General features: G+C 66.3%; 17 protein-coding genes. 8 read left to right on the top strand and 9 right to left on the bottom strand.

Annotated elements, in window-relative coordinates:
- Positions 1–787: FHA domain-containing protein (locus EET13_RS01265; RefSeq protein WP_122440568.1), on the bottom strand; the 787-nt coding region annotated here is incomplete at its 3' end.
- Between the two features lie 374 nt (positions 788–1,161).
- On the opposite strand from EET13_RS01265, the gene EET13_RS01260 reads away from it, so the two are divergent.
- Positions 1,162–4,350 carry an MMPL/RND family transporter gene (locus EET13_RS01260; protein ID WP_425294212.1) on the top strand — a complete coding sequence of 1,063 codons (3,189 nt, stop codon included), beginning with the start codon at positions 1,162–1,164 and terminating at the stop codon, positions 4,348–4,350.
- A 46-nt stretch (positions 4,351–4,396) separates the two neighbouring features.
- Complete coding sequence (gene msrA / locus EET13_RS01255; protein ID WP_122440566.1) at positions 4,397–4,909, top strand: peptide-methionine (S)-S-oxide reductase MsrA; 513 nt, start codon at positions 4,397–4,399, stop codon at positions 4,907–4,909.
- 21 nt (positions 4,910–4,930) lie between these two features.
- On the opposite strand, the gene EET13_RS01250 is transcribed toward msrA, so the two are convergent.
- Positions 4,931–6,256: a cytochrome P450 gene (locus EET13_RS01250; RefSeq protein WP_122440565.1), complete on the bottom strand. Its 1,326-nt coding sequence runs from the start codon at positions 6,254–6,256 to the stop codon at positions 4,931–4,933.
- Between the two features lie 140 nt (positions 6,257–6,396).
- Here EET13_RS01250 and EET13_RS01245 point away from each other — a divergent pair, with 140 nt between their 5' ends.
- Genes EET13_RS01245 through EET13_RS01235 form a run of 3 tightly spaced genes read left to right on the top strand, consistent with a single transcriptional unit; the run spans position 6,397 to position 8,311 of the window.
- A complete protein-coding gene (locus EET13_RS01245) occupies positions 6,397–7,002 on the top strand; it encodes a TetR/AcrR family transcriptional regulator (RefSeq protein WP_122440564.1) in 606 nt (201 codons plus the stop codon).
- A 53-nt stretch (positions 7,003–7,055) separates the two neighbouring features.
- Entirely contained in the window at positions 7,056–7,268 is a 213-nt protein-coding gene (locus EET13_RS01240; protein ID WP_122440563.1) for a TOBE domain-containing protein, read from the top strand.
- A 2-nt stretch (positions 7,269–7,270) separates the two neighbouring features.
- Positions 7,271–8,311: a zinc-binding dehydrogenase gene (locus EET13_RS01235; protein WP_122440562.1), complete on the top strand. Its 1,041-nt coding sequence runs from the start codon at positions 7,271–7,273 to the stop codon at positions 8,309–8,311.
- On the opposite strand, the gene EET13_RS01230 is transcribed toward EET13_RS01235, so the two are convergent.
- Positions 8,301–9,185, bottom strand: a complete 885-nt coding sequence (locus EET13_RS01230) for an alpha/beta fold hydrolase (protein ID WP_122440583.1) — start codon at positions 9,183–9,185, stop codon at positions 8,301–8,303. The genes EET13_RS01235 and EET13_RS01230 overlap by 11 nt on opposite strands.
- 136 nt (positions 9,186–9,321) lie before the next feature.
- On the bottom strand, positions 9,322–10,557 hold the full coding sequence (locus EET13_RS01225) for a sulfotransferase family protein (RefSeq protein ID WP_211189005.1): 1,236 nt from the start codon (positions 10,555–10,557) through the stop codon (positions 9,322–9,324).
- Between the two features lie 28 nt (positions 10,558–10,585).
- Between EET13_RS01225 and EET13_RS01220 the strand changes: the two genes are divergently transcribed.
- Both EET13_RS01220 and EET13_RS01215 read left to right on the top strand, forming a co-directional pair.
- A complete protein-coding gene (locus EET13_RS01220) occupies positions 10,586–11,173 on the top strand; it encodes a TetR/AcrR family transcriptional regulator (RefSeq protein WP_122440561.1) in 588 nt (195 codons plus the stop codon).
- Positions 11,170–12,273, top strand: a complete 1,104-nt coding sequence (locus tag EET13_RS01215) for a DUF1214 domain-containing protein (protein WP_122440560.1) — start codon at positions 11,170–11,172, stop codon at positions 12,271–12,273. The genes EET13_RS01220 and EET13_RS01215 overlap by 4 nt, the downstream gene beginning before the upstream one ends.
- Here EET13_RS01215 and EET13_RS01210 read toward each other — a convergent pair.
- The 4 genes from EET13_RS01210 to EET13_RS01195 all read right to left on the bottom strand — a co-directional run bounded on the left by EET13_RS01210 (position 12,270) and on the right by EET13_RS01195 (position 16,237).
- Positions 12,270–13,310, bottom strand: a complete 1,041-nt coding sequence (locus tag EET13_RS01210) for an LLM class flavin-dependent oxidoreductase (protein ID WP_122440559.1) — start codon at positions 13,308–13,310, stop codon at positions 12,270–12,272. The genes EET13_RS01215 and EET13_RS01210 overlap by 4 nt on opposite strands.
- On the bottom strand, positions 13,310–13,825 hold the full coding sequence (locus EET13_RS01205; RefSeq protein ID WP_103849640.1) for an SRPBCC family protein: 516 nt from the start codon (positions 13,823–13,825) through the stop codon (positions 13,310–13,312). The genes EET13_RS01210 and EET13_RS01205 overlap by 1 nt, the downstream gene beginning before the upstream one ends.
- Before the next feature lie 146 nt (positions 13,826–13,971).
- Positions 13,972–15,072 carry a fatty acid desaturase family protein gene (locus EET13_RS01200; RefSeq protein WP_122440558.1) on the bottom strand — a complete coding sequence of 367 codons (1,101 nt, stop codon included), beginning with the start codon at positions 15,070–15,072 and terminating at the stop codon, positions 13,972–13,974.
- A gap of 82 nt (positions 15,073–15,154) precedes the next feature.
- Positions 15,155–16,237: a ferredoxin reductase gene (locus EET13_RS01195; RefSeq protein WP_122440557.1), complete on the bottom strand. Its 1,083-nt coding sequence runs from the start codon at positions 16,235–16,237 to the stop codon at positions 15,155–15,157.
- A gap of 69 nt (positions 16,238–16,306) precedes the next feature.
- On the opposite strand from EET13_RS01195, the gene EET13_RS01190 reads away from it, so the two are divergent.
- Positions 16,307–16,981: a TetR family transcriptional regulator gene (locus EET13_RS01190; RefSeq protein ID WP_122440556.1), complete on the top strand. Its 675-nt coding sequence runs from the start codon at positions 16,307–16,309 to the stop codon at positions 16,979–16,981.
- Here the strand turns inward: EET13_RS01190 and EET13_RS01185 are convergent, their stop codons facing one another.
- On the bottom strand, positions 16,982–19,093 hold the full coding sequence (locus EET13_RS01185; RefSeq protein ID WP_122440555.1) for a catalase: 2,112 nt from the start codon (positions 19,091–19,093) through the stop codon (positions 16,982–16,984).
- Positions 19,094–19,116: the final 23 nt, after the last annotated feature.

The following is a 19,116-nucleotide window of genomic DNA, read 5'->3' as shown; positions in this document are numbered from 1 at the left end:
CTGGGGGCTTGGGCTCTGGGGGCTTGGGCTCTGGGGGCTTGGGTCCGGCGCTTGCCGCGGCCCCGGCGGCGGACTCCCCAGGCCGGGAGTCGTCCGGTTCGGCCGACTCACCCGTTGCAGCGCCGCGTTCGGGCAGTTCGGCGGTCGGCTCGAGGCCTACCGTCGCGGGTTCGGCCGCCGGGGACGAGTCGGCCGGAGCCGGCTCGCCGGGCGGCGGCGGCTCCGGTGCTGGCTCGCTGAGTGACGCCGGCTCGGGTGAGCTGGGCTCACCGGGTGAGGCCGGCTCGAATGGTGTGGGCTCGTCGGGCGGCCCGGACGGCGGGTGCAGCCGGACCGCCGGAAACCCGGGCAGGGTCGGGGCCTGCGTCGGTGGCGGATTTGGCGTACTCGGGACCGGGTCGGGCGGTCGACTCGGCGCGGTAAGCGCAGCGGGGCCAGTCCGGGCGCCCGGTACGGCCGCGCCGGTCGGGACGCCGGGCTGGAAAATCAGCCGTGGTCCCCGGTGCGGGTCGCCGGCGGTGATGTGCTGACCACTTCGGATGGTGGCCCTCGACACCCGCACGCCGTCCAGATAGGTGCCGTTTCGGCTGCGGTCGATCACCACCCAGTGGGCGCCGTCGAACCTCAGCACGAGGTGCTCACGCGACACCCAGGTGCTGTCGGGCCCGTCCAGGCAGACGTCCGACCGGATGTCGCGGCCCACCGTGACGTCGCGGCCAGGCGCAAAGGTGTACATGGTCGTGCCGACCCACACGGTCAACGGCGCCGCCAAGGCCTGCGTCCGCATGGCTGCCACCTTCCGTCACCTTCCTCGCCGAACACGCTGTCTGGATACCAGGACCGCGCCCGTTATCTACCCACCGGCCGGGCGTCACAACCTCACCCGGGCGTCATGAGGCCTGCCGGCCGCCGGCCGGGCAGCTCAGATCGATGAGATTTCGCGGCGCGCCGACACGTTAACGACGACACATTTGCGGGTAGCCCAGACCGAGCACCCCGCTGTGTAGATCAACCGACGAAGAATCTGGAGTTGTCCAATAGTGCGTCACGTGTCCAGCCCCCGCTCGAACTCCGCAAATGGCGATCGGATTACATTGTCCCCGTTCGCGTTTGACGCTCAAGCCTAGCCAAAACGCCCTACAGCGCCCCCAAAGCCCCATAGTGCTGCGCCGCAACCCTAACCTCGGCCTGCCGACCGGCGGTATCTTCCCCGGCCTGGCCCGCTTGGTGGTGCGCAGACCGTTGCTCGTCATCGGTTTCTGGGTCGCATTGGCGGCCGCCCTATCGGTGGCCTTGCCGCCGCTTACTCAGGTGGTTCGCGAGCACACGGTGGAGATCCTGCCCGAGGATGCGCCCGTCATGGTCACCGCCAAGCAGATGGCCGAGGCGTTTCACGAGCCAGGATCGCAAAACGTCGCCGTGGTGGTGCTCACCGATGAGCACGGGCTGAGCCAGGCCGACGAAGACGTCTATCGCACGCTGGTCGACCGGCTGCGCCATGACAACCACGACGTGGTTGCGGTGCAGGACTTCATCAACGCGCCGCCACTGCGAGAAGTCGTGGAGAGCAAAGACCACAAAGCGTGGTTCATCCCGGTCAGCATCGCCGGTGAACTGGGCTCACCGCAATCCACCCAGGCCTACACACGGGTGACCGACATCGTCAAGCACACGGTCGCCGGGTCCGCGCTGACCGCGAACCTGACGGGGCTGCCGGCCACCATCGCCGATATGTCCGCGATCGGGCAGCGTGATCTGCATGTGATCGAGACCGCGACCATCGTCATGGTGCTGTTGATCCTGCTGGTGGTCTACCGCAACCCCGTGACCATGTTCCTGCCCTTGCTGACTATCGGCTTGTCGCTGGTGACGGCTCAGCAAGTCGTTGCCGGTCTGGCCCGTCTAGGGTTGGGCATATCCGATCAGACCGTGGTGTTCATGACCGCGATGATGATCGGCGCCGGTACCGATTACGCGGTGTTCCTCATCAGCCGCTACCACGAATGCCTGCGCCGCGGAGTGGACTCCGACCAGGCCATTGCCCGCGCCCTGGCGTCCATCGGCAAAGTGATCGCGGCCTCCGCGGCAACCGTTGCGGTCACCTTCGTCTTCATGTCGTTCACCCGTCTGGGCGTGTTCTCCACTGTCGGGCCCGCGTTGGCGGTGTCGATCGCAATCGCGTTCCTGGCGGCAGTCACCCTGCTGCCGGCGGTCATGGTGCTCGCCGGGCGGCGTGGGTGGATCGCACCGAGACGGGAGCTCACTAGCCGGTTGTGGCGGCGGTCGGGAATTCACATCGTCCGTCGTCCGATCGCGCACTTGACGGCCAGCCTGCTGGTTCTGGTCGCGCTGGCCGGCTGCGCGACCATGGTGCGCTACACCTACGACGCGCGGGCGGCGTTGCCGTCCGGGGTGGAAAGCAATGTCGGATATGAGGCGATGGGCCGGCACTTTTCGCCGAGTTCGACTATCCCGCAATACATTTACATCCACTCACCGCACGATCTGCGTAATCCGCAGGCGCTCGCCGATCTCGAGCAGATGGCGCAGCGAGTCAGCCAGCTGCCCGACATCGCCATGGTTCGCGGTATCACGCGACCCAAGGGCGAATCGTTGGAGGAAGCCAAGCTCAGCTATCAAGCCGGCGAGGTCGGCGGGAAGTTGTCGGATGCGTCGCAACAGATCGCCGGCGCCAACGGGGACCTGGATGCGCTGACCGCCGGGTCCCGCAAGCTCGCCGACGCCCTGGCCGCGATCACCGGCCAGGTCAACCAGGCGATCGCGGTGATCAACGGCCTGGCCGGCGAGGCATCCCGGGTGGCGAACCAAGTCGACGCCAGCACGACACTGCGACAGATCCAGCAACTGGCCGCGAGGCTGCACAGCAATGCCGGCAGCATCGACGAGGTGCTTAACATGGCCGGACCGGTGCTGGCCGGACTCAACGCCAGCCCGGTCTGCACCACCGACCCCGCTTGCGCTACCGCCCGAGACCAACTGCAAGTGCTGGTCAACGCCCGCAATTCCGGGGCGTTCGATCAGATCGCCGATGTCGCCAGACAGCTGCAGGCCGCCCCGGACGTCCAGAATCTGGTCGCAACGCTGCAGGCCATGCGGGCATCGCTGAATCAGGCGGTCCAGACAATTCAATCGCTCGGCCTGGGCAGTCCCGGCGGCTTACAGCAGCAACTGGCCGAAATGCAGCAGGGAGCCAATGCGCTGGCCGACGGCAGCCAGCGGGTGGCCGACGGGGTGCAGCAACTGACCGAGCAGACCAAACAGATGGGCCGCGGCCTGTCCGATGCCGCCGCATTCTTGTTGTCGATGAAGCTCAACGCATCCAAACCCGGCATGTCCGGCTTCTACATCCCGCCGGAAGCGATGAACGACGCCCGCTTCAAAGACCTGGCATCGATCTTCGTCTCACCCGATGGGCACGCGGTGCGCTACCTGGTCCAGTCGAAACTAGACCCGTTCAGCACCGCCGCTTTCGACCAGGACAAGGCGATCATCGACGCCGCCCACAGCGCCCAGCCCAATACGTCACTGGCCGACGCGTCGATCGCGATGTCGGGCACCACCCCGACGTATGCCCAGATGCGCGACTACTACAACCACGACATCCGGTTCATCATCGTCGCGACCATCGCCGTGGTGCTGTTCATCTTGATCATGCTGCTACGGGCGGTCGTCGCGCCCCTGTATCTCGTTGCCTCCGTGGTTGTTTCGTACCTGTCGGCATTGGGCGTCGGGGTGATCGCATTCCAGCTCATCGGTGGCCAGCCCCTGGGGTGGAGCGTTCCGGGGATGGCGTTCATCGTGCTGGTCGCCGTCGGCGCCGACTACAACATGCTGTTAGTTTCGCGGATTCGCGACGAATCCCCCAACGGTATCCGCTCCGGCGTCATCCGTACCGTCGGCACGACCGGCGGCGTGATCACCTCCGCCGGAATCATCTTCGCCGCGTCGATGTTCGGCATGCTGTTCGCCAGCATCAGCACCATGGTTCAAGCGGGCTTCATCATCGGCGTCGGTCTGCTGCTCGACACCTTCCTGGTCCGCACCATTACCGTGCCCTCGCTTGCGGTGCTGGTGGGTAACGCCAACTGGTGGCCCACCCGGCAGCGCCCGAAACGGCGACAGGTGCGGCCGCAAGCCCTCGTCCCCGCCGAGCCGTCGCGCCCGAGCAACCGACCCGATCCCGGCACCGATGACGAACCGTCCGAACCTGATGGGGCAGAGCTGGTGCCGGTGTACGCCGGGGCATCGCGTGGGACATCCGGCAGCGCCGACGGAGTCGACCCCGACTGCGTGGTCTGGCTTTGGGCGATGTCGGCCAGCCGCAACTAACCTCGGATCGTGGGCCCGTGACGACCCCACCGAAGGAGAGAAGGCAATGACGACCAACACGGCAATCCTGGCCGGCGGATGCTTCTGGGGCATGCAGGACCTGATCCGCTGCCAGCCCGGTGTCATCTCGACCCGCGTCGGTTACAGCGGCGGCGACACCCCCAACGCCACGTACCGCAATCACGGCAGCCACGCCGAGGCCGTCGAAATCGTCTACGACCCAGCGGTCACCGACTACCGCGCACTGCTGGAGTTCTTCTTCCAAATCCACGATCCGACGACGAAGAACCGGCAGGGTAATGATGTCGGCACCAGCTACCGCTCGGCCATCTTCTACCTCGACGACGAGCAACGACGGATCGCGTCGGACACCATCGCCGACGTCGAAGCCTCCGGCCTGTGGCCGGGCAAAGTGGTGACCGAAGTCAGCCCGGCCGGAGCATTCTGGGAAGCCGAGCCCGAGCACCAGGATTACCTGCAGCGCTACCCCTACGGGTACACCTGCCACTACGTCCGCCCGGGCTGGAAACTGCCGCGCCGGGCCTCAACAAACCCATAGGCAAACCCGTAGGCGAACCGGTCAGCGCCGGCGCATCACGATCTGTCCGCCGTCCTTGGGAATGTAGGCGACACCGCGGCAGCGCCACTTCTCGTCGGGTGCCGTCGTCGTCTCGATGACGAAGTGACGCAACACAGTTCGCAGCACCACATCCATTTCCATGTTGGCGAACGCCGCGCCCACACAACGGCGGGTGCCGCCGCCGAACGGGATCCAGGCGAACGTCGACGGCTTACGTTCGAGGTAGCGCTGCGGGTCGAAACGCTGCGGGTCGGGGAATACGACGGGATTGTCGTGAATCTGGCCGATGTTGATGATGATCGAATCCCCGCGCGGGATCGACCACTCACCGAGCCGATATACGTCGGAATAGATGTGCCGGGCCGCAAAATCGATGACGGTCCTGGCCCGCTGGACTTCCAGGATCGTCGCCTGGCGCAGCTCGTCACCGCCCGCGTCGGCCTCCGCCACCAGGGCAGCCAGGAGCTGCGGGTGCCGGGTCAGCCGTTCGAATGCCCAAGCCAGCGTGGCCGCGGTGGTTTCATGCCCGGCGGCCAGCAGGGTGAGCAGCTCGTCACCAATGTCCTTGCGGGACATCAGCGATCCGTCGTCGTAGGTGCTGCGCAGCATCAACGCGAGCACGTCGGTCCGGTCGGCGAAGTTCGGGTCCGAGCGCTCGCGGTCGATCAGCTTGTCAAGGACCACGTCGTACTGGCGCCGGTACTCCGCCAGCCGGCCCCACGGGCTGTAACGGCCGTAGTTGCGTTTCGGTTTCGGCATCGCCGCCAGCCGCGACCCCTGCGTGACCCACGGCGGGATGAGCCGGCGCAGTTCGTCGAGTTCGGCTCCGTCGGCCCCGAAAACCGCACGCAAGATGGCGTTGAGGGTGATGTGCATCATCGACGGCAGCGTCGCAAACGGCTCGTCCTCCGGCCAGCGAGCCGTCTCGCGCAGCGTCTCCTCCTCGATGATGGCCTCGTATTTCTTGATGCTCTTGCCGTGAAACGGCGGTGCCAGCAGGCGCCGCCGCCGGCGGTGGTCATCACCGTCGAGCGCGAAGACCGAGCCGGAGCCGAACAGCCGGCTCAGGTTCGGCTGGATGTTGCCCAATTCGTCGGGGCTGGTGGTGAATATCTGTCGGGCCAGCTGCGGGTCACCGACGACGACGACCCGCCCATAGATGGGGATATTCAGCGTGAAGACGTTGCCATAGCGCCGCGCCAGCCGACGCATCATGCCGCGGCGCGTGATTGCAAAAATGAGGCCTTGGATCAGGCTGGGGATCCGCGGCGCCGGCGGCAACATGACTGCCGGTTGTGCTGGCGCATCGGTGATTGCGTGGCTCATCGAGATGGACTCCCAACATCCGCCCCGGGCTGCATGAACACGGGGATGGTACCGCGGCGTACCGCAGGCTTATCCTGGCACGGTACCCTTTGGTACCAAGGCTGACAAGCTCCACACCGATCCGCGAAGGAAGAGCGTTGGTGACAGCAGTTGCCGGCAATGCCGCGCCGGCCGAAATTGACCCTTTTCGGCTTCGGCTGTTCGACGGCCTCGCCGCTGCTATCGGTGAGCGCGGCTACCGCGCGACCACCGTTGCCGACATCGTCCGCCACGCCCGCACCTCCAAACGCACCTTCTACGACCAGTTCAGCGGCAAGGAGCAGTGCTTTCTGGAGCTGCTGCAGGCCGACGTCGAAAAGCTCGGCGAGCGCATCCAGGCGGCAGTCGATCCCGACGCCCATTGGCACCAGCAGATTCGCCAGGCTGTCGAGGCCTACGTTGGGCACATCGAGTCCCGGCAGGCGATCACCTTGAGCTGGATTCGCGAACTCCCGTCACTGGGGGCCGTCGCGCGGCCCGTCCAGCGCCGCGGATTGCAGGTGCTGTCCACACTGCTGATCGAACTCAGCGCCAGCCCGGGCTTCCGGCGGGTCAGCCTGCCGCCACTAACCGTGCCGCTGTCGGTCATCCTGCTGGGCGGACTGCGTGAACTGACCGCGCTCGCCGTCGAGGACGGGCGACCCGTCCGCGACATCGTCGAACCGGCGGTCGATGCATCCATAGCCCTCCTGGGTCCTCGCTCCTGAACGGGCCCACTACGCTCGTCGCACACCCCGGGTGAATTGTTGAAAGGACTGCGATGCGGCTATCGACCAGGAACCAGCTCAAGGGCACCATCACCGAGGTCGACCTCGGCAGCGTGATGGCGATTGTCAAGGTCAAACTCGACGGCTGCGACCAGATCGTCACGTCGTCGGTCACCAAGGACGCGGCGGTCGAACTCGGCCTGCAGGTCGGCCAGCCCGCAACGGTGTTCATCAAGTCGACAGAGGTCACGATCGGCGTCGAGTGACCATGGCCACCATGCGCGCCGAACGCTTCTATGCGGATACCAAAAGGGTTGCGCTGGAAGCTGTTCCGATACCCGAGCCGGGTCCGGGCGAGGTCTTGGTCAAGGTTGCCTTCTGCGGCATCTGCCACTCGGATCTGAGCCTGATCAACGGCACGTTCCCGGCCCAGAAACCGGTGGTGACCCAGGGCCACGAGGCCTCGGGCACCATCGCAAAGTTGGGTCCCGACGTGACGGGCTGGGCCGAGGGTGACCGGGTGGTGGTGGCCGCCGGCCGGCCGTGCCAAAGCTGCCCGAATTGCCGCCGCGGCGACGTCGTCAACTGCCTGAACATCCAGCTGATGGCCTTCGCCTACGACGGCGCATGGGCCGAATACACCGTGGCGCAGGCAGCCGGCCTGACCCGGGTGCCGGACAACGTTCCCCTGGAGCAGGCCGCGATCCTGGCCGACGCGGTGTCGACACCGTTCGGCGCCGTCGTCCGAACCGCGAAGGTGGGCGTCGGCGAATCGGTCGGGGTCTGGGGCGTGGGCGGGGTGGGCACCCACATCGTCCAGCTCGCCCGGCTGGTCGGGGCGGCACCGGTGATCGCCCTGGACATCAACCCGGCGGTGCTGGAACGCGCCCTGGAACTGGGCGCCGACTATGCGTTCGACACCCGAGACGACGGGCTGGCCGACAAGATTGCCGAGGTCACCGGCGGGCGGTTGCTGGACGTGGCGTTCGACGCCGTCGGCCTGAAAGTGACGTTCGAACAGGCCCTTGGCGCGTTGACCAACGGCGGGCGGCTGGTCTGCGTGGGGATGAGCGCCGAGTCGCCGAGCATCGGGCCGACCGTGCTGTTGGGGGTCACCCGCAAGCAGGTGCTCGGTCATCTCGGTTACCAAAACGTCGACATCGAGACCCTGGCAAGACTGGTTTCGCTTGGACGCCTTGATATTTCGCGGTCGATCAGCGAGGTTATCGCCCTCGACGACCTGCCGGCGGGCATCGAGAAGCTGGAGCGCCAGCAGGGCAACCCGATCCGTATCCTGGTCAAGCCGTAAGGAACGCGCGCAGCCGGTCCAGCACCAGATCGGGCCGCTGCTCGACGATCCAATGGCCCACACCGTCGACCAGCTCAACCTCGAAATCGCTTGCCCGGCTTTCATATCCGCGCAGCAGGTTGGGCGTGATCACCGGATCGCCGGTGCCGTGCAGCCAGCGCACCGGCACGTCGACCCGCGCGTCGTTGTATTCGCCACGCAGCCAGCGCAGCATCTCGCTGGTCTGGAAGCTGCGATACCACCGCGAGCCGGCTTCGGCGTGCCCGGGCTGGCGCATGCAGTCGACGTACATCCGGAAGTCCTCGTCGGGCACGCTGTATCCGCCCCCGACCCAGCACGTCAGCATCCGGAAGTAGCGGGCCTTGTGGTCGGCGATCAGCCGCGGACCAATGACCGGCAACGACATCGGGATCTGGTACCAGAACCGCCACATGTGGCGCAGCATTCCAAGGTCGCGGCGTACCCACGGCGCCGAGGTATTGAGCCCGAAGAAGCCGGTCACCTTGACGGGGTAGCGCAGCATCATGATGAAGGCGACCGGCCCGCCCCAGTCATGGGCGACGAGTTTGACCGATGCGACACCCAAACGGTCCAGCACCGCAGCCAGGTCGTCGGCCATCTCGCTCTTGAGGTACCGCGAGCGCGGCGCCGAGCTCCAGCCCGCACCGCGCAGATCGGGGCACAGCACCCGGTAGCCGTCGGCAGCCAGCGGGCCGATCAGCTTGTGCCACTCCCACCAGTTCTCCGGAAAGCCGTGCACCAGCATCACCGCCGGCCCGTCGGCCGGACCGGCGTCGGCGACGTGGATGGTCACGCCGTCGCCTACCTCGACAAACCGGTGTTCGACGCCCTCCAGGGCGGGCATTGTGGTCATGGTTTGAGTCATGTACTGAGAAGGTAGCGCTCGCCCCACCCAGCCGGCCACCGAGCCTGTAATTTCGCAGGCTGCTACTCGCACTTCTTCTGCCTATTTACAGGCTCGGCGCCAAGCTGGGTACCCAGCCGCAGCGCTAGGTCAGAAAGCGCTCGACATAGGGCGCGAACCGGGCCCGCAGATCCTCCGCTGTCAGCCCGAACATCTCGCACGAGGTTTCGACGTTTCCCAGCCGCCCGCGCCGGTGGCCGTCCAGATAGCCGGTGATCGCGGCGCGCTCCGCCTCGCCGAACGGTTCGCCGGCCAGTTCATACACCTGCTTGGCAACGGCGAGTTCGCCGGCCATGAAGTCGTCGAAGCGAATGTCGAGCGAACGCTGCGGACCGATGGTGTCGCGATCGCGCACGAGCGCGGTGAGCATCTGCTCGAGCCGGTCCATCCAATACGCCGCGATCTCCGCCACCGGCACGGGCCAGCGGTGCATGCGCGCCGAATAGGTGATCATCGCCATCATCGACAGCGCCACCGGCACCGGGTCGCGGTGGGTGAACACCACGATGCTGCCGGGAAAGACCCGATCCAGTACCGGCACCTGCTCGAGGTGTTGGGGCGACTTGAGCAGCCAGCGCCGCCCGCCGCGCAGGAATTGCATCGCCTTGAGTTGGGTGGCCAGGTATTCGTAATGCGGCGTCTGGTCGTGGGCAAGGTAGTAGTCGCGCCAGCGGGGCACGTGGGCCAGTGTCTCCAACAGCATCGTCGAGAAATCGTTGGCCAGCAGCTGGATCTCTTCGTGCACGTGATCGGTGGTCATCTCGTGCATCAGCGGGAAGAGGGGCATCACGGTGTTGATCACCGCGACGGCGACGTCCATACGGGTCCGCCGCGGATCCGGCTCAACGGGGCTGCGGCCGGCTTCGGACGGCAGGGGAAACGGCTCGACACTTTCCCAGTACGGCATCGTGCGGAAGGTGGGCGCCGCCGCCAACAGGTTGTGCAGATGTGTGGTGCCGGTGCGGGGCAAACCGGCTATCACCACCGGCGGTTGCAGCTCGATGCCGTCGATCTCGGGATGCCGGCGCAGCAAGTCGGCCAGCAGCAGCCGGTTCTTGAGCAGCTGCAGCAGTTGCCCGTAGAAGTTGACCACCCCGGCCGCGTGCAGCCCGTCGATGTCGTGCAACGCGGCCACAAAGACGTCAAGTCGTTCCCGGTAGCCGGCTGGGCCGAAGTCATCCAGACCGGTGTCGGCGCTGGCTCTGGCGTGCAACGCCTCGGCGTCCAGCGGGCACTCCGGGGCCAGCGCGCCCATCATGTCGCGGATCTGCTGGGCCGCTTCGCTGAATCGGGGCTGGGCCAGGTCGTCGAGGACGGTCACGGCAACTTATGTTACTTTCGGTTTCGTAATGGTAGTCGATTTCGGCCGGCCGCGCGATCCGCGGATCGACGAGGCGGTGCTGCGCGCGACGGTGGACCTGCTCGGCGAAGCCGGCTATGCCGGCCTGTCCGTCTCTGCCATCGCCAAGCGGGCCGGCACCAGCAAGCCCGCGATCTACCGGCGCTGGCCCAGCAAGGCTCACCTGGTCCACGAGGCGGTGTTTCCGATCGGTGCCGCGACGGCCATACCCGACAGCGGATCGCTGCCGCAGGATCTGCGGGAAATGGTGCGACGCACGACGGCGGTGCTGGCGGCGCCGGCCGCCAGGGCGGCGCTGCCCGGGCTGGTCGGAGAGATGGCGTCGGACCCGACCCTGCATGCGGCGCTGTTACAGCGGTTTTCCGGCATCATCGGCGGTGGTCTCGTCGAGCGGCTGCACCAGGCCCAGGCCAATGGTGAAGTTCGCGCCGACGCCACCACCGCCGATCTGGCCGTCGATCTGGCCCAGGCTATCGCCGGCGTCGTCTTGATGGCCCTGCTCACCCGCGGCGCCGACCTCGACGACGCCTGGGTCGAGCGCACGACCACGTTGCTCCTGAAAGGAATCGGCACATGACGCACGAGTCGACGGCAGCGTGGCAGGAATTGCTCGACACGCTCGGCGACCTCGACCGGGGCTTTCTCGACGGCGAGCGGGCGGTGACCGACGACCGCCACATCGCCGACGGGTACCGCATACTCGCGGCCACCCTGGGCGTCGCCTTCGACGCCTACCTGTTTCCCGAGCCGGGCCGGCCGCAGTTCGTCGCGGTCAACACACCGTTCCGGCGGGACCGTCGCTGGGGCGGCGACAACACCGACGCCTACTACTTCATGTGCCCGGTCGATCCGGCGCGACGCTACCGGATCAGCGGCAACAGGGGTGACAGCGTCTACTTCTCGGTCACCGCCTACAACGAACCATCGCCGGGAGCGTGGTCAGACCAGGTCGTGGCGATTGTGCGCGACAGTGATCTCGATATCGACGCCGACGGCAACTTCTCCTTCGAGCTGGGACCGACACCCGACGCCGCGGTCCTGATGACCCGTGACTATCAGGCCGACCCGCTCACCGGCCGCCCGGTCACCTGGACCGCCGAGGCGCTCGACGCACCGGACCCGATCCGCCACGGCGACGCCGAGACCGCCGCAAGGCTGCGTGCGGCCGCCGCCTGGATGCGCACCATGTTTGCCATCGTGCCGCTGGCCGTCGGCACCCGGGCCACCGACGACCATGCGTTGGGACACGAAACCGACTATGCTGCAAACGGATTCGCCGCCCCCTATCAGGTGCCCGACGCCAACTTCGGCTGGTCGGCGCGCGACGCCTGCTACTCCTACGGCAGTTTCGTGCTCGACGACGACGAAGCGCTGGTCATCACCCACCGGCCGCCGCCCTGCCGGTTCTGGAACCTGGTGGTGTGGAACCAGTTCATGGCGACATATGGTCCCGCCGATGCCCGTTGCTCCATCAATGGCCACAGCGCGGCAGTCAACAGCGACGGTTCGGTGACGATCGTCTTGTCGCGCGGGGTTTCCCACCACCCGAACTCGCTGACCACGCTGGGATACCCGCGCGGCAACCTGGCCTTTCGGTGGTTTCTCACCGACGAGCTGCCGGCCCGGCCCGCGACGGAACTGGTGCCGCTAGCCGACGCGCCTACCGCCGTGCACTAAACCTCGCGGACCAGCTCGATGGCCCGGCCCAGCGTCGAAAGCTTGGCCTCAAGCGTGTCGCCTGCGGGATAGAGCCGCACGGTGTTCACGCCCGCGTCTCGCCACACCCTAAGGCGGGCCCGGACCATGTCCTCGGTCCCGATCAGCGTCGTGGCCAGCACCATCTCGTCGGTGATCGACGCGACCGCGCGGTCGCGCTCACCGCGCTGCCACTGCTCCCGCACCGCGGCTGCGACGTCAGCCCAGCCTTGCCGGCTGTAGGCCCGGTTGTAGTAGTTGGTGCTGGCGGACCCCATGCCGCCCAGGCTGAACGCCAGCTCCTTCTTTCGGCCGGCGACCATGCGCCGCAGCTCGTCCTCACCGGCGGCGAACGCCACCTCGGCGCCCTGACAGATGTCGATGTCGGCCCGGGCGCGACCGGCGGCGGCCAGCCCGCTGTCCAGGTGCGTGAAATAGGCGCCGGCGGCGCCCTCCGGTACGAAGCTGGTGCCCAGCCAGCCGTCGGCAACCCTCCCGGTCAGTCGCAGCATCGCTGGTGACAGTGCGGCCAGGTATATCGGGATCGCGTGCTCGGGCCGGGTCGACAACCGCATCGGCACCGCCTCCCCGCCGGGGCGCGGGATCTGAAACTCGTTGCCGGAGTATGAGATTTTGCATCCCGCAACGGCTTGCTGCACAACGTCGACCGTCTCCGCCATCCGCGCCAGGGGCCGGCCGAAAGCCACGCCGTGCAGGCCCTCGATCACCTGTGGGCCCGACGTGCCCAACCCGAGCAGAAAGCGCCCGCACGACAGGTTGGACAGTGCGATCGCGGTCTGCGCGACCAGGACCGGTGAACGGGTGCCGACCTGCAAGACACCCGATCCCAACAGCATCCGCTCGGTTCGCGCCGCGAGGTAGCCCAGCGCCGACGGCGCATCAGTCCCCCACGCCTCGGCGACCCAGCAGACGTCCAGTCCAAGCTTTTCGGCCTCGACGACGAACTCCACGGTGTCTCGGCCGGCGCTGGAAAGTTCGACCGTGGTGGCGGTGCGCATCAGCGGACCCCGTGTTCGGCCAACCTCTTGATCGCTGCCAGCGTCTTGTCGATCGCGGTCTCGAACTCCCGCAACCGCACGAAGACGATCTTCTGTTCCTTGTCGGGCATCGCGTCGATGGCGCGCGACAACCCCGAGCGGCCCGGCCCCATCTGTGTCCGGTAGGTCAGCAGGGTGCCTCCGTCCCGGGGTGTCAGCCGGAACCGCCAGGTGGCCGAGGGATTGTCGGGTTCGCCTACCGCCCAAGCGAATTCGTGTGGCTCATCGCAGCTGACAATTTGTGACGTGGTGCTCCATTCACCGAACGCGTCGTGCTGGTTGTGACCGACGAACCGGGCGCCGATCCGGGGCCCGGTGGCCCCGTCGACCCATTCCACTGCTTGCAATTCGTTGCTGAGGGTCGGCATCAACTCGACGTCACAGACCAGACTCCAGACGCGCTCGGGATCGGCGTCGATCCACGTCGAAGCCTCCACGGTTGGCTTGTCTGAATAACGCGCGCCGGTCCATTCCACGGGCCCATTGTCCTCCAGTTGGGCTGTTGTGGCCCCGCGCTTACCACTTTGTTTCGCATTGAGACTGCGCACAGCGCTGCCTGCTTCCGCCGGGACAGCACGCGCTATGCGCAGGCTCGACGGCGTCACCGCGGCCTCGATCAGCGTCATGCCACCGACAGCGCGACCGCTTCCTGCGCGGAGGCCTGACGCGGCGCACGCCCCGGCAAGGCGAGCTTCACGATCTTGCGCACCACCGTGGCGAACTGCCTGGGCAGCGGCCCGCGGTTGTAGGGGATGCCGTAGCGCTCGCAGATCTCCTGCACCTCCGGGGCGATCTCGGCGTATCGCCGGGCCGGCATGTCGGGGAACAGGTGGTGCTCGATCTGATGCGACAAGTTGCCGGACAACAAATGAAACAGCTTGCCGCCGGTCAGGTTTGCCGAACCCAGGACCTGACGGAAGTACCACTGGCCGCGGGTCTCGTCCTTGGTCTCCTCGACGCTGAATTCCTGAGTGCCGTCCGGGAAATGGCCGCAGAAGATGATCATGTACGACCACACATTGCGTATCAGGTTGGCCGTGAGGTTGCCCGTAAGCACAAACGGCGCGAACGGCCCGGCCAGCAGCGGGAACGCAACATAGTCCTTGAGGGTCTGCCGGCGGGTCTTCTTCCAGATCTCCCGCAGCACCTCACGCTTGTCGGCGAGCCGGATCTCACCGGCCCGGATGCGTTCGGATTCCAGTTCGTGCAGTGCGACACCGTACTGGAACAGCACCATCAACAGGAACGCGTAGACGGGGTTGCCCAGGAAGTAGGGCTCCCACGGCTGGTCTTCGCTCATCCGCAGGATGCCGTAGCCGATATCGCGGTCCATTCCCACGACGTTGGTGTGGGTGTGGTGCATGTAGTTGTGCGAATACCGCCACTGATCGGCCGGACAGGCGGTGTCCCACTCGAAGGAACGCCCCGAGATGGCCGGGTCGCGCATCCAGTCGTATTGACCGTGCATGACGTTGTGGCCGATCTCCATGTTGTCCAGGATCTTGGACACGCCTAGCATCGCGGTTCCCAGCAGCCACGCCGGCGGCAGAAACAGCAGTACCCGTCCGCCGACTTCCAGGGCGCGTTGCGTCTTGATAACCCGGCGGATGTAGTCGGCATCCTTTTCGCCGAGGTCCGCCAGGACGCGCTCCTTGATCGCGTCGAGTTCGCGGCCGAATGCGTCGGCCTGTTCTGGGCTGAGGGTGATCTTGGTGGATGACATGGTATTTCCTTTCGGGTTGGTCCACGACCGTGAACCTTGCGACGCAACACGCCGTGCGGGCGTCGTCTGATTCACAGTCGCGCTATAGGGACAGGTCGACGTCACCGACGGGAACCGACACACAGATCTGCACGTCCTCGTCGGGGGCGGTCGAGACGGCGCCGGTGACCACGTTTCGCACCGTCCCGGAGGTCTTGCGCCGGGTGCAGGTGTGGCAGATGCCCATCCGGCAGCCATTTTCGGGTGTCAACCCGGCCGATTCGGCCTGCTCGAGCAACGAACGGCCATCGTCGGCGACGTCAATTCCGCTGTCGCCGAACGTGATCCGGCCCCCCGAGGGGCTGGCCGGCGCCGCCAATACCGGTGGGACGAAGCTCTCGGTGAACACGTTGTCACGATGCTCGCGCACCGCATCGACCAACGCCGTTGGGCCGCAGACGAAAACCGCATCGGGCGACGGCATGGCCGCGGCCAGGTGGTCCGCCCCGAAGCGACCCACCAGATCACCGGCGCCGGAGCGGGTGTAGCCGTGCAACACCCGCACTCCGCGTAGATCACGATGGGAGCGCAACTCGCCGCGGTAGCACGCCTCCGCAGGAGTCCGCGCGTAGTGGACAAAGGCGATCTCGCCCGGATGGCCCTCGGCGACCAGCGTGCGCAGCATCGCCATGACCGGGGTGATGCCACTGCCGCCGGAGACGAGCAGCACGCGCCGCGGCCGCTTCGCCGGTAACACGAAGGCCCCGCCGACACCGGCCAGACCGACCACCATCCCGCGGCGGGCACGCTCGTACAGGTAGGTCGAGACCAGCCCGCCGTCGTGGTGACCAATCGTCAGCTCAAGGGTCGGGCTGCCTTCGGCATTGGCCGGTGAGTAGCAGCGGGTGTGCCGGCGTCCGTCGATGTCGACGGTGAGGTTGACGTACTGACCGGCCTTGACGGTGTTCGTGGAGGTGAAGGTGTCGTTGGGAGCGAGGATGAGGGTGACGCTGCGCGGCGTGTCGCGGCGCACCTCTATGACCTTGGCGCGGGCCTCACCCAGCGTCCACGTCGGCGCCACCAGCTCGGTATAGCGGTCGACGCCGTGCGGACCGGTGAGCAGGTCGACCAGGTCGGACCCCAGGACTCGCTTCGCCACGGTTTGTGTCAAAGTTTGAGTGAACATATGTACACGGTGCGACGGGATAGGGCTGCTCGTCAAGTGTTTCCGCAGGTCTGTGGTAGGGTTCACACAGTGAACGACCGTACTCCTAGCTCACGCTCACACCGGTCCGGCCCGAACCGGGCGCGTGCCACCGTGTCGCGGGAGGAACGCAAAGAAGCCACCCGGCGGGCCATCGTCGCCGCCGCGCTCAAACTGTTGCAGGACCGCAGCTTCAGCGGCCTGAGCCTGCGCGAGGTGACCCGGGAGGCCGGGATCGTGCCTGCGGCGTTCTACCGGCATTTCGAGTCGATGGAGGCCCTGGGGCTGGTCCTGATCGACGAGTCGTTTCGCAGCCTGCGCGACACGTTACGCGGGGCGCGCGCCGGCAAGCTGGACCCCAACCGGGTCATCGAGTCGTCCGTGGAGATCCTGGTGGGCAGCGTCGCCGACAAACGCGAACACTGGCGTTTCATTGTCCGGGAGCGCTCCACCGGACTATCGGTGCTGCGCTACGCCATCCGCACCGAGATCCGGCTGATCACCTCCGAGCTGGCCACCGACCTAGCCCGCTTCCCGGGGCTCAACGAATGGAGCACCGAGGACCTCAACATCTTGGCGACGCTGTTCGTCAACGCGATGATCGTGATCGCCGAGGCGATCGAGGACGCGCAGAGCACCGAGGCGCTGGACGAGATCCACCGAATCGCGGTCAAGCAGCTACGGATGATCGCGATCGGTGTCGCCGGCTGGAACAGCAAACTCTGATCAGGCGGGCACGCTATCCGTCCGCCGTTCCCAAACACGGTGCTTGGCAAGCACTTTGGCGAATGCCTCGGCGAAGTCGTCGGAAAGGTCGTCGGCCGCAGCCTTAGTCGTGATCACCCCGTTGGAGACGAAGGCGTCGGTGCTCTCGGCGGTTTTCTCGGTTATCCCGGCCTTGGGTAGTATCTTGACGCCCGCACCGAAGGCCCCCACCGCCTTGAGGTGTTTGTAGGCCTCGGTGACAAAATGCATCGCATAGCCGTCTTCGGACAGGGCCTTGACGGCGTCGGGTCCGCACGGTATCACGACCGCGTCGTAGAGGACCGACGACATCGTGGTAATCGCCCGGTCCACCGGGAGTTCGCCGCCGGATCCGCCGGACAGCATGCCACCGGCCTTGGGCGCCAACACTTCTACGATGGCCCCGCGCTGCCGCATCGCCTCGATGAAGGTCTGGGTACCCACCACGTCGACACCGTCGGCGGCCAGCACGGCGACCTTGCGTGTTTCGACGCTGTCGGTGACGGTGTTCAGTTGCGACAGCGCTGGGGACGGAGGCATTTCGGCACCCTCCCCCTCCGATCCTTCGGGTGCGGGCAGCCCCAGCTCCCCGGCGACGCGGGTCGCCAGGTCGTGGTCGACGCGGTTCAGCTGATCCACGACACGCGAACGGATTTCCGGTGTTTCCACCTTGCCGAGCTCGAACGCATACGCGGCGACAATGTGTTTGGCCTCGACGGCGGACATGCTCTTCCAGAACATCCGGGCCTGGCTGTAGTGATCCTTGAAACTCTCGGCCCGCTGGCGGATCTTGTGACCGTCGACCTTCTGGGTGTAGTGCCGGAACACGTTGTCGTCAGCCAGGGCCGGACAGCCGCCGCCAAGGCTGTTGTTGTAGTAGCTTGACCGGCCACGTGGAATGGTGTGCTGGCCGTAGCCGTCGCGCTGGTTGTTGTGCACCTCGGCCACCGGCCGATTGACCGGCAGTTGCGCGAAATTAGGGCCGCCCAGCCTGATCAGCTGGGTGTCGAGGTAGGAGAAGTTGCGAAACTGCAGCAGTGGGTCGTTGGTGAAGTCGATGCCGGGCACCACATTGGCGGTGTGGAAGGCCACCTGCTCGGTTTCGGCGAAGAAGTTGTCCGGGTTGCGGTTGAGCACCATCTTTCCCACGGGGCGTACCGGAACCTGTTCCTCGGGAATGATTTTGGTAGCGTCGAGCAGGTCGAAGCCGAAGTTGAACTCGTCACTTTCGGCAACCAGCTGCACCCCGAACTCCCACTCCGGATATTGGCCGGCCTCGATGGCTTCCCACAGGTCGCGCCGGTTGAAGTCGGGGTCCTTGCCGGCCACCTTCTGGCACTCTTCCCACACCAGCGAATGCACGCCAAGGCGTGGCTTCCAATGAAACTTCACGAAAGTGCCCTGGCCGTTGGCGTTGACCAAGCGGAAGGTGTGCACGCCGAAGCCCTCCATCATCCGGTAGCTGCGCGGCAATGCTCGGTCCGACATCAGCCACATGATGGTGTGCAGCGTCTCCGGCTGTAGCGACACGAAGTCCCACAGCGTGTCGTGGGCCGACTGCGCCTGCGGAATCTCGTTGTGCGGCTCCGGTTTGACCGCATGCACCAAATCCGGAAACTTGATGCCGTCCTGGATGAAGAACACCGGGAAGTTGTTGCCCACGAGGTCGTAGTTGCCCTGGTCGGTGTAGAACTTGGTGGCGAATCCGCGGACATCGCGCACGGTGTCCGCCGAGCCGCGCGATCCCACAACGGTGGAAAACCGGACGAAGACCGGCGTCTGCTTACCCGGCGTGGTGAGGAACTGCGCCGCGGTGTACTCGGCGAGCCAATCGTCATAGGGCTCGAAGTATCCGTATGCTCCGGCCCCGCGGGCGTGGACCACCCGTTCGGGGATGCGCTCGTGATCGAAGTGGGTGATCTTTTCCCGAGCATGGAAGTCCTCGAGCAGGGTGGGCCCACGCTCCCCCGCGGTAAGTGCATCGTCGGTATGGTCTACTCGCACGCCCTGCTGCGTGGTCAGGTACCCGGTGCTCCCGTCTACCCGGCAGTCGTCAAGCTGTCGCTGCTTGGGGTTGGAGTCGTTGGTTGCCATTCGTCCCTCCAGCGGTAGGAATT

The sequence above is a fragment of the Mycobacterium attenuatum genome, from assembly GCF_900566085.1.
Classification (GTDB): domain Bacteria; phylum Actinomycetota; class Actinomycetes; order Mycobacteriales; family Mycobacteriaceae; genus Mycobacterium; species Mycobacterium attenuatum.
This window is presented reverse-complemented; position numbering and strand designations above follow the sequence as displayed.